The organism is Streptomyces aurantiacus (assembly GCF_001418335.1).
GTDB classification, from domain to species: domain Bacteria; phylum Actinomycetota; class Actinomycetes; order Streptomycetales; family Streptomycetaceae; genus Streptomyces; species Streptomyces aurantiacus.
On sequence record NZ_LIPP01000450.1, the window covers coordinates 1 to 10,409 of the forward strand.

General features: G+C 68.2%; 5 protein-coding genes and 1 pseudogene. 3 read left to right on the forward strand and 3 right to left on the reverse strand.

Going from position 1 to position 10,409, the window contains the following annotated elements:
• Positions 1 to 401: 401 nt before the first annotated feature.
• A complete protein-coding gene (gene rpsT, locus AOK01_RS38490; protein ID WP_055520065.1) occupies positions 402 to 668 on the reverse strand; it encodes a 30S ribosomal protein S20 in 267 nt (88 codons plus the stop codon).
• A gap of 276 nt (positions 669 to 944) precedes the next feature.
• On the opposite strand from rpsT, the gene lepA reads away from it, so the two are divergent.
• Positions 945 to 2,813 (forward strand): translation elongation factor 4, encoded by a 1,869-nt coding sequence (lepA, locus tag AOK01_RS38495; protein ID WP_055520067.1) that lies wholly within the window; start codon positions 945 to 947, stop codon positions 2,811 to 2,813.
• A 307-nt stretch (positions 2,814 to 3,120) separates the two neighbouring features.
• A complete protein-coding gene (locus tag AOK01_RS38500; RefSeq protein ID WP_055520070.1) occupies positions 3,121 to 5,016 on the forward strand; it encodes an AMP-dependent synthetase/ligase in 1,896 nt (631 codons plus the stop codon).
• A 28-nt stretch (positions 5,017 to 5,044) separates the two neighbouring features.
• Here AOK01_RS38500 and AOK01_RS38505 read toward each other — a convergent pair whose 3' ends face one another.
• A complete protein-coding gene (locus AOK01_RS38505; RefSeq protein WP_055520072.1) occupies positions 5,045 to 5,629 on the reverse strand; it encodes a response regulator in 585 nt (194 codons plus the stop codon).
• Between the two features lie 30 nt (positions 5,630 to 5,659).
• Positions 5,660 to 9,835, reverse strand: a complete 4,176-nt coding sequence (locus tag AOK01_RS38510) for a HAMP domain-containing protein (protein ID WP_245702599.1) — start codon at positions 9,833 to 9,835, stop codon at positions 5,660 to 5,662.
• Between the two features lie 121 nt (positions 9,836 to 9,956).
• Here AOK01_RS38510 and AOK01_RS44540 point away from each other — a divergent pair.
• Positions 9,957 to 10,409 (forward strand): annotated as a pseudogene (locus AOK01_RS44540) (protein phosphatase); the annotation flags it as partial.

Consider the following 10,409-nt stretch of genomic DNA (forward strand, 5'->3'; position numbering starts at 1 on the left):
CGCCCCCAGACCCCCCTATCGCGCTGACGCGCTCGTCCTCAAACTCCCCCAGCTACCGCTGGGAGGTGCCCCCAGACGGGCTGAAAATGGGCGGCCTTGCTCCCAGACGTCGGACGGGCTGAGAACGGATGGCCATGCCCGCAGACGCCGGACAGGCTGAAGGGCGCCCGGCTGGGGTGGCTGGGCGGCCGGGGTGGCAGGTATGCCGAAAGCCCCGGCGTCCGCCCTGGAAGGGGCGGGCCGGGGCCCGGGTCAAGCTGGGGACTCGTACCCGCGTGGCGAACGCAGACCGCGTACGAGTCGGGTTGCCGGGCGGGAGCGGATGAGAGAGGGCCCGCTCGGGTCCTTCCGGCGTTTCGATCAAGTGAGTGCTGGGCCGTGGCCCGGCGCTCGGCAGAAGGTCAGACCTTGAGGGTGGCGACCTTGGAAGCAAGCGCCGACTTCTTGTTGGCGGCCTGGTTCTTGTGGATGACGCCCTTGGAGACGGCCTTGTCCAGCTTGCGCGAGGCTTCGCGCGCGGCAACCGTGGCCTTCTCGACGTCACCCGCGGCAGCGGCCTCGCGGGCCTTGCGGATCGCGGTCTTCAGCGAAGACTTGACGGCCTTGTTGCGCAGCCGAGCCTTCTCGTTGGTCTTGATCCGCTTGATCTGGGACTTGATGTTCGCCACGAAATGAGCCTTCTCAGGTTCAGGCGCTCAAGACGGTACGTCTCGCGACGGTAGGTCCCGTGACAGTGCGTCTCGCGCGCCGGTGATTTCTCTTAACTGATTACTCTTGCTTGGTCCTGCGTGTCCCCTGCAGAGAGGGCATGAGACACAGCTGCCCAGATTAGCAGTCGCCCTGCGGACGGCCCAAACCGGGCGCATCCCGTCGCCCGTGGGACCATGGAACCTACGTATCGATCCGACCCGAGGCGACAGGCGCCTCAAGAGACAGGACCCTGCGTGCCCGCGATCCCTAACAATGTGCCCGAGCCGAGCCGTACCGCCCCGGCTCTGATCCGCAACTTCTGCATCATCGCGCACATCGACCACGGCAAGTCCACGCTCGCCGACCGGATGCTCCAGCTGACCGGGGTGGTCGACCAGCGGCAGATGCGCGCTCAGTACCTCGACCGCATGGACATCGAGCGCGAGCGCGGCATCACCATCAAGTCCCAGGCGGTGCGGCTGCCCTGGGCCCCGACCGAGGATCCGGGCAACACCCACGTCCTCAACATGATCGACACCCCCGGGCACGTCGACTTCACGTACGAGGTGTCGCGCTCGCTCGCCGCCTGTGAGGGCACCGTCCTCCTCGTGGACGCGGCCCAGGGGATCGAGGCGCAGACCCTCGCCAACCTCTACCTGGCGATGGAGAACGACCTCACCATCGTCCCGGTGCTGAACAAGATCGACCTGCCGGCCGCCCAGCCCGAGAAGTTCTCCGAGGAGCTGGCCAATCTCATCGGCTGCAAGCCCGAGGACGTGCTCAAGGTCTCCGCGAAGACCGGCGTCGGCGTGGACGCGCTCCTGGACCGGGTGGTGAGAGACGTGCCGGCGCCGGTCGGTGTCGCGGACGCGCCCGCCCGCGCGATGATCTTCGACTCGGTCTACGACTCGTACCGGGGCGTGGTCACCTACGTCCGTGTCATCGACGGCCAGCTGAACAAGCGCGAGCGCATCAAGATGATGTCGACCGGTGTCACGCACGAGCTCCTGGAGATCGGTGTCTCGTCCCCCGAGATGACGCCGTCCGACGGCATCGGCGTCGGCGAGGTGGGCTACATCATCACCGGCGTGAAGGACGTCCGTCAGTCCAAGGTCGGTGACACGATCACCAGCAAGGACAAGGGCGCCACCGAGGCCCTCGGCGGGTACAAGGACCCCAAGCCGATGGTCTTCTCGGGCCTGTATCCGCTGGACGGTTCCGACTATCCCGACCTGCGTGAGGCGCTGGACAAACTCCAGCTCAACGACGCCGCCCTGGTCTACGAGCCCGAGACCTCCGCGGCCCTCGGCTTCGGCTTCCGCGTCGGCTTCCTCGGCCTGCTGCACCTCGACGTCATCCGTGAGCGCCTGGAGCGCGAGTTCAACCTCGACCTCATCGCCACCGCGCCCAACGTGGTCTACCGCGTGATCATGGAGGACGGGAAGGAGCACACGGTCACCAACCCGAGCGAGTTCCCCGAGGGCAAGATCGACAAGGTCTTCGAGCCGGTCGTCCGGGCCACGATCCTCGCCCCGAGCGAGTTCATCGGCTCGATCATGGAGCTCTGCCAGACCCGCCGCGGCACCCTCCTCGGCATGGACTACCTCTCCGAGGACCGCGTCGAGATCCGCTACACGCTCCCCCTCGCCGAGATCGTCTTCGACTTCTTCGACCAGCTGAAGTCCAAGACCCGTGGTTACGCCTCCCTGGACTACGAGCCCACCGGCGAGCAGGACGCCTCGCTGGTGAAGGTCGACATCCTGCTCCACGGCGACCGCGTCGACGCCTTCTCCGCCGTCACGCACAAGGACGCGGCGTACGCGTACGGGGTCCGGCTCGTCGCCAAGCTGCGCGAGCTCATCCCTCGCCAGGCCTTCGAGATCCCCATCCAGGCGGCCATCGGCTCCCGCGTCATCGCCCGCGAGACCATCCGCGCCATCCGTAAGGACGTCCTCGCCAAGTGCTACGGCGGTGACATCTCCCGTAAGCGGAAGCTGCTGGAGAAGCAGAAGGAGGGCAAGAAGCGGATGAAGATGGTGGGCTCTGTGGAGGTTCCGCAAGAGGCCTTCATCGCCGTGCTGTCCAGCGACGAGAACGCCGGCAGCGGCAAGGGGAAGAAGTAGTCACCAGCAACGCTCGGGTCACGCCCGGGAACGCTCGGGTCACGCCCGGGAACAAGGGCCCGTCGTGCTTTCGCGCGGCGGGCCCTTCCTGTCCACGGACTGCCTCGTTCCGCCCACGCTCTGTAGGAAGTGACAGGCCGCCGCCTCTTACGCACCGGGCGGACGGGCTTTACTCTGATCACCACTCGACGTTACTGGCGAGTTAAACAACGCACGCAACGAGCCGAACGACCACACTGAGCCAACCGCACCGAGCCATCCGCAACGAAGCCAGTCACACGCACTGTCGCGGGCCCCGGAGGATGTCGTGAGCGACACACAGACCCTGATCGAGAACCGTCCGCCGTCCGTGGCGGCCCTCTTCCTGGAGCGGGTGGCGGCCACGCCGGACGCGGAGGCGTATCGCTATCCGGTGCCCGCCGCCTCGGGGGACGGGCCCGACGAGTGGAGGTCGCTGAGCTGGGCACAGGCGGCCGACCGGGTCTACGCGATCGCGGCGGGCCTGATCGAGCTGGGCGTGCGGCCGGAGCAGCGCGTCGCGCTCGCCTCCTCCACCCGCGTCGAGTGGATCCTCGTCGACCTCGGCATCATGTGCGCCGGCGCGGCGACCACCACCGTCTATCCGTCGACCAAGTCGGACGAGTCGGCCTTCATCCTCTCCGACTCCGAGAGCAAGGTGCTGATCGCGGAGGACGCGGAGCAGCTCGCCAAGGCGCGTGAGAAGCGAGCCGAGTTCCCCGGGCTCACCCACGTCGTGGTCATCGACTCCGCCGGTATCGACTTCACCGGGTCCGGTGGCGACGAGGGCGACTGGGTGCTCGGCCTCGCCGAGCTGGAGCAGCGCGGGGCCGCGTACCTGGAGAAGAACCCCGACCTGATCAAGGAGAAGGTCGCGGCGATCACCAAGGACCAGCTGGCGACCCTCATCTACACCTCCGGCACCACCGGCCGCCCCAAGGGCGTACGGCTGCCGCACGACAACTGGTCGTACATGGCCAAGGCCATCGCCGCGACCGGACTGGTCGGCCCGGAGGACGTCCAGTACCTGTGGCTGCCGCTCGCGCACGTCTTCGGCAAGGTGCTCACGTCCGGCCAGATCGAGGTCGGGCACGTCACCGCCGTCGACGGCCGCGTCGACAAGATCATCGAGAATCTGCCGGTCGTGCAGCCGACGTACATGGCCGCCGTGCCGCGCATCTTCGAGAAGGTCTACAACGGGGTCGCGGCCAAGGCGCGGGCCGGCGGCGGCGCCAAGTACAAGATCTTCCAGTGGGCGGCCGGGGTCTCCCGCGAGTACGCGAAGGCCAGACAGGACAACTTCCGCCGCACCGGTGTCGCCACCGCGCCCTTCGGCCTCTCCGCCCGGCACAAGGTCGCGGACACGCTCGTCTTCGCCAAGATCCGGGATGCCTTCGGCGGCAACCTGCGCGCCTGCGTCTCCGGCAGCGCCGCGCTCGCGCCCGAGATCGGCTACTTCTTCGCGGGCGCCGGCATCCACATCCTGGAGGGTTACGGGCTCACGGAGTCGTCCGCGGCCTCCTTCGTGAACCCCGGTGAGGCGTACCGCACGGGCACGGTCGGCAAGCCGCTGCCGGGCACAGAGGTGCGGATCGCGGACGACGGCGAGATCCTGCTGCGCGGGCCCGGCATCATGGAGGGCTACCACGGGCTGCCGGAGAAGACGGCCGAGGTACTGGAGTCGGACGGCTGGTTCCACACGGGCGACATCGGTGAGCTGTCCCCCGACGGCTATCTGCGCATCACGGACCGCAAGAAGGACCTCATCAAAACGTCGGGCGGCAAGTACATCGCGCCCGCCGAGGTCGAGGGCCAGTTCAAGGCGGTCTGCCCGTACGTCTCCAACATCCTCGTGCACGGCGCCGACCGGAACTTCTGCACCGCGCTCATCGCCCTCGACGAGCCGTCCATCCTCGGCTGGGCCGAGGACAACGGCCTGTCGGGGAAGTCGTACGCCGAGGTCGTCGCCGATCCCGCGACGGTCAAGCTGATCGACGACTACGTGAGGACACTCAACGAGGGTCTCCAGCGCTGGCAGACCATCAAGAAGTTCAAGCTCCTCCCGCGCGACCTGGACATCGAGCACGGCGAACTGACGCCGAGCCTCAAGCTCAAGCGCCCGGTCGTGGAGCAGGAGTACAAGTACCTGATCGACGAGATGTACGCGGGCACGCGGGAGGTGTAGCCGTCGGCGCGGGCGGCGAGGGGCGGGGTCACAGACTCCGTCCCCTGCGCATCTCGCGCAGCAGGTCCTCCATGTGGCGTACGTGGCGGCGCAGTTCGAGCACGTCGGTGACCTCGTCGGCCGCCAGGTGGTTCTCGATCGCGTGCAGCCGGCCGGCGAGTTCGTCGAACTGCGCCTGCTCGCGGGCGAGCATCCGCTCCAACTGCCGGTTCTTGCGGTGCAGGTCGAGGAAGACGGTCACCTTGGCGCGCAGCACCCAGGGGTCGAACGGCTTGGTGAGATAGTCGGCGGCTCCGGTGGCGTACCCGCGGAACGCGTACCCCGCGTCGGAGTCCGTGCCGGTCAGGAAGATGATCGGTACGTCCTTGGTCTGGTCGAGCCGCTTGATGTTCGCCGCGGTCTCGAAGCCGTCCATGCCCGGCATCCGGATGTCGAGCAGGACGACCGCGAACCGCTGCCGCAGCAGGGCCTTCATCGCCTCCTCGCCCGAACGGGCGCGTACGAGCGGCTCGTTGAGGGACCCCAGGACGGCCTCCAGCGCGACCAGGTTGTCCTCCATGTCGTCCACGAGAAGGATGCTGGCGCGCTCGTCGGTCGATGCCTCAGTGCTCATGGTGATCGGTTGCCTGCCTCATTGACTGCCTCATTGGTTCGTCGGCGGGACCGCGGACTCCTCGGACGGGCCGGCTCCCGCGATGACGGTGCCGGCGGAGCCCTCCTGCCCCTCGGTTTCCTGCCCCTCGGCCCCCGGGCCGGCCGGCAGCTCCGGACCGGCCGGTTCCTCCGGGTCCAGGAGTGCGCAGACGACGGTCAGCAGCTGATCGACGTCCACCGGCTTGGGTACGTAGTCGTTCGCACCGCGTGCGATGGACTTCTCGCGGTCGCCCGGCATCGCCTTGGCGGTGAGGGCCACGATGGGAAGTCCGGTCCAGCGCGGGGTGCGGCGGATGACGGAGATGGTCTCGTAACCATCCATCTCCGGCATCATGATGTCCATCAGGACGAGTGCGACATCGGGGTTGCGTTCCAGGGTCTCGATGCCCTCGCGGCCGTTCTCCGCGTACAGCACGGGCATGCCGACCCGGCCCAGTACGTGGGTGAGCGCGAAGACGTTGCGGATGTCGTCGTCCACGATCAGCACCCGTCGCCCCGGCAGGACCCGGCCCGCGCGGCCCGTCTTCCACTCCTCCAGTTTCGTGGGCGCCGGCCAGCTGTCGTCCTGGTCCTGGGCGGTGAAGGGTTCGGTGGACAACTGCTCGGGCTCGGGCAGGGCCCGGTTCTCGGTGCCCGGCCCGGCCGTCGGGTGACCGGGGCTGACGACCGGCACGTACAGCGTGAAGTTGGACCCTCTGCCGGGCGTGCTCTCGGCGATGATCCGGCCGCCCAGCAGGCCCGCTATCTCCCGGCTGATCGACAGGCCGAGGCCGGTGCCGCCGTACTTGCGGTTCGTCGTGCCGTCGGCCTGCTGGAACGCCTCGAAGATCACCGGGAGTTTCTCCGGGGCGATGCCGATCCCGGTGTCGGAGACGGCGAACGCGATGACGTTGTCGCTGCTCTCCCTGGTGAAGCGGGCCTCGGGATCCTTGACGCGGCTGACGCGCAGCTCGACGCGGCCCGACGCGGTGAACTTGATCGCGTTGGAGAGCAGATTGCGCAGGATCTGCTGGAGCCGCTGCTCGTCCGAGAACATCTCGCGCGGTACGTCCTCGCCGACCTCGACCTCGAAGGCGAGGCCCCGGTCGAGGGTGAGCGGGCGGAAGGTGGCGTGCACGTAGTCGAGCAGCTTGATCAGCGGCAGCTTCTTGGGGCGTACGTCCATCCGGCCGGCCTCGATCTTCGAGAGGTCGAGGATGTCGTTGATGAGCTGGAGCAGGTCGGATCCCGACCGGTGGATCGTGGACGCGAACTGCACCTCCTGGTCGGAGAGACGGCCGTCCGGGTTGTCGGAGAGCAGCCGGGCGAGGATCAGCAGCGAGTTGAGCGGTGTGCGCAACTCGTGCGACATGTTCGCCAGGAACTCCGACTTGTACTGCGACGACGTCGCGAGCAGCGCCGCCTTCTCCTCCAGTTCGGCATTCGAGCGCTGCAACTCCGCCTGCTGCGACTGGAGTTCGTCGGAGCGGTCCTGCAGCTGGACGGCCAGCCGCTGGGACTCGCCGAGCAGGGACTCCGTACGGGAGTTGGCGATGATGGTGTTGATCGCGACGCCGATGGTGTTCACGAACTGGTCGAAGAACGCCAGGTGGACGTCGGAGAAGCGGGAGAACGAGGCCAGCTCGATGACACCGAGCAGCTTGTCCTCGAAGAGGATCGGGATGATGACGACGCTCGCGGGCGCCGCCTCACCCAGACCACTGTTGATCTTGATGTAGTCCGGCGGAGCCTCCTCCACCAGGATGCGCTTCTTCTCGCGCGCGGCCTGCCGTACGAGCCCGTGCACCGGCATGCTGACCGTGTCGACCGTCGCGCTCTGCGCCGAACCGTATCCGGCGATGAAGGCGAGTCCCTTGATGGGAAGGGCCGTTTGCAGGGTTGTCTTGTCCTCCTCCGGGTCGGCCAGGAAGAAGGCGCCGAACTGCGCGTTCACCAGCGGCGTCAGCTCGCGCAGGATCAGGTCGGCGACCTCCATCAGGTCCCGGTGGCCCTGCATGAGGGCGGCGAGGCGGGCGAGGTTCGACTCCAGCCAGTCCTTGGCACGGGTGGTCTCGCGGAGGTTGGCCACCATCAGGTTGATGTTGTCCTTCAGCTCGGCGACCTCGCCCTGGGTCTCCACCGAGATGGAGCGGGACATGTCTCCCTGGGCCACCGCGGACGCCACCTCGGCGATCGCGCGGACCTGGGTGGTGAGGTTGGACGCCAGCTCGTTCACGTTCGTCGTCAGGCGCTTCCAGGTGCCGTACACGCCCTCGACCCGCGCCTGACCGCCGAGCTGCCCCTCGGAGCCCACCTCGCGGGCCACGCGCGTGACCTCGGAGGAGAAGGACGACAGGGTGTCCACCATCGTGTTGATGGTGGACTTCAGCTCCAGGATCTCGCCCCGCGCGTCCACGTCGATCTTCTTCGACAGGTCGCCCTGGGCCACCGCGGTGGCGACCTGCGCGATGTTGCGGACCTGTGAAGTGAGGTTGTCCGCCATGTAGTTGACGTTGTCGGTGAGGTCCCGCCAGACGCCCGAGACGCCGAGGACCTGGGCGCGCCCACCGAGCCTCCCGTCGGTGCCGACCTCACGGGCCACCCTCGTGACCTCGTCCGCGAAGGCGCGTAACTGCTCCACCATCGTGTTGACGGTGTCCTTCAGCTCCAGGATCTCGCCGCGCGCGTCGACGGTGATCTTCTTGGAGAGGTCGCCGTTGGCGACGGCCGTCGTCACCTGCGCGATGTTCCGCACCTGCGACGTCAGGTTGAGCGCCATGAAGTTGACGTTGTCGGTGAGGTCTTTCCAGACGCCGGAGACGCCGCGGACCTGTGCCTGACCGCCGAGGTTTCCTTCGGTGCCGACCTCGCGGGCGACGCGGGTGACTTCGTCTGCGAAGGCGGAGAGCTGGTCGACCATGGTGTTGATGGTCGACTTCAGCTCCAGGATCTCGCCCTTCGCCTCGACCGTGATCTTCTTGCCGAGGTCGCCCTGGGCCACGGCGGTGGAGACGAGGGCGATGTTGCGGACCTGCGAGGTCAGGTTGTCCGCCATGAAGTTGACGTTGTCGGTGAGGTCTTTCCAGACGCCGGAGACGCCGCGGACCTGGGCCCGGCCGCCGAGGTTTCCTTCGGTGCCGACCTCGCGGGCGACGCGGGTGACTTCGTCGGCGAAGGCGGAGAGCTGGTCGACCATGGTGTTGATGGTCGACTTCAGCTCCAGGATCTCGCCCTGGGCGTCGACGGTGATCTTCTGGCTCAGGTCGCCGTTGGCGACGGCCGTGGTCACCTGGGCGATGTTGCGGACCTGCGACGTCAGGTTCGACGCCATGAAGTTGACGTTGTCGGTGAGGTCCTTCCAGACGCCGGACACGCCCCGCACCTGCGCCCGGCCGCCCAGCCGGCCCTCGGTGCCGACCTCGCGCGCCACCCGGGTGACCTCGTCGGCGAAGGCGGAGAGCTGCTCGACCATCGTGTTCACGGTCAGCTTCAGTTCGAGCAGCTCACCGGTCGCCTCGACCGTCACCGTGCGGGTCAGGTCGCCGCGCGCCACCGCCGTGGTCACCAGGGCGATGTCACGGACCTGGGCGGTCAGCCGGGACGCCATCGTGTTGACCGCCTCGGTCACGTCCCGCCAGCTGCCCGACAGACCGGTCACCTTGGCGCGGCCACCAAGACGGCCCGCGGTGCCCACCTCGCGGGCCACCCGGGTCACCTCGCCGGTGAAGAGGGACAGCTGATCGACCATCTTGTTGACGGCCCGGCCCAAGTGGCGCAGGTCCCCCCGCAGTTGGCGGTTCCCGTCGTGCAGGTCGACACGCTGCGTCAGATCACCGCCCGCCACCGCGTCCAGGACGCGGGTCGCGTTGGCGGCCGGCGCCACCAGGGCGTCGAGCAGCTGGTTCACGTCGTTGATCCGGGTCGTCCAGTGGCCCTGGCCCGGACTCGCGGAGAGCCGCTCGTCCAGCCGGCCGTGGCGCACGATCTCACGGCGGACCCGCAGCGCCTCCGCGTTGAAATGGAGAGTCCGGTCCAGGATCTGGTTGAACACCATCACCAGCTCGGCCGCCATGCCGTGCCCCGTCTCCGGCACCTTGCTGAAGTCGCCGTCCCGGGCGGACGTCATGGCGGCGAGCAGAGGACGCAGATCCGATGCCCGGATCTGTCCGTCTTCGAGCACACGCATAGCACTGTTCTCACTCATGGCGGCCCACTTCGGTAACTCGGCGCTTATGGGCGCAGCCAGTCTGTCACTCTGGCGGCATCGACTGGGGCGTAATCGTTCGAACTGCTCAGGGAGCCGCACAGTGGGCGCCATTCCGACGCAACGGGAGTCCGGGTCCGGTGCTCCCGCGCCCGCGGCGCGCCCGCACACGGTGGCGCGTACGTCGTTGCCGGGCAACTCGCTCGCACCGGGCGCGGCCCGTGGATTCGTCCGTACGACGCTCGCCGAATGGACCGAACTCGCCCTGCCCGGCGCGGAGTCGGTCACCGACCGGCTCGTCGGCGACGCGGTGGTGGTCGTCAGCGAACTCGTCACGAACGCCGTCGTGCACGCCGGCACGGACGTGGACCTGATGTGCCGGCTCGACAACTGCACGGAGGACTGCGTGGTGGCGGCGCCGGGGAGTACGGGGGCGGCGCGGGGCAGCGCGGCTGCCACCGTGCCGGGCAGCGTGCCGGGCAGCGCGGCTGCTACCGCGGCTGCCACCGCGTCGGAGGCCGCCCGGGGCACAGCTCCGGGCACTGCTCCGGGCGTT

Bases quoted from the DNA above. Each gene is read 5' to 3' on its own strand.
- AOK01_RS38505 (WP_055520072.1), bottom strand. From the start codon at position 5,629: ATGAGCACTGAGGCATCGACCGACGAGCGCGCCAGCATCCTTCTCGTG.
- AOK01_RS38510 (WP_245702599.1), bottom strand. From the start codon at position 9,835: ATGCGTGTGCTCGAAGACGGACAGATCCGGGCATCGGATCTGCGTCCT.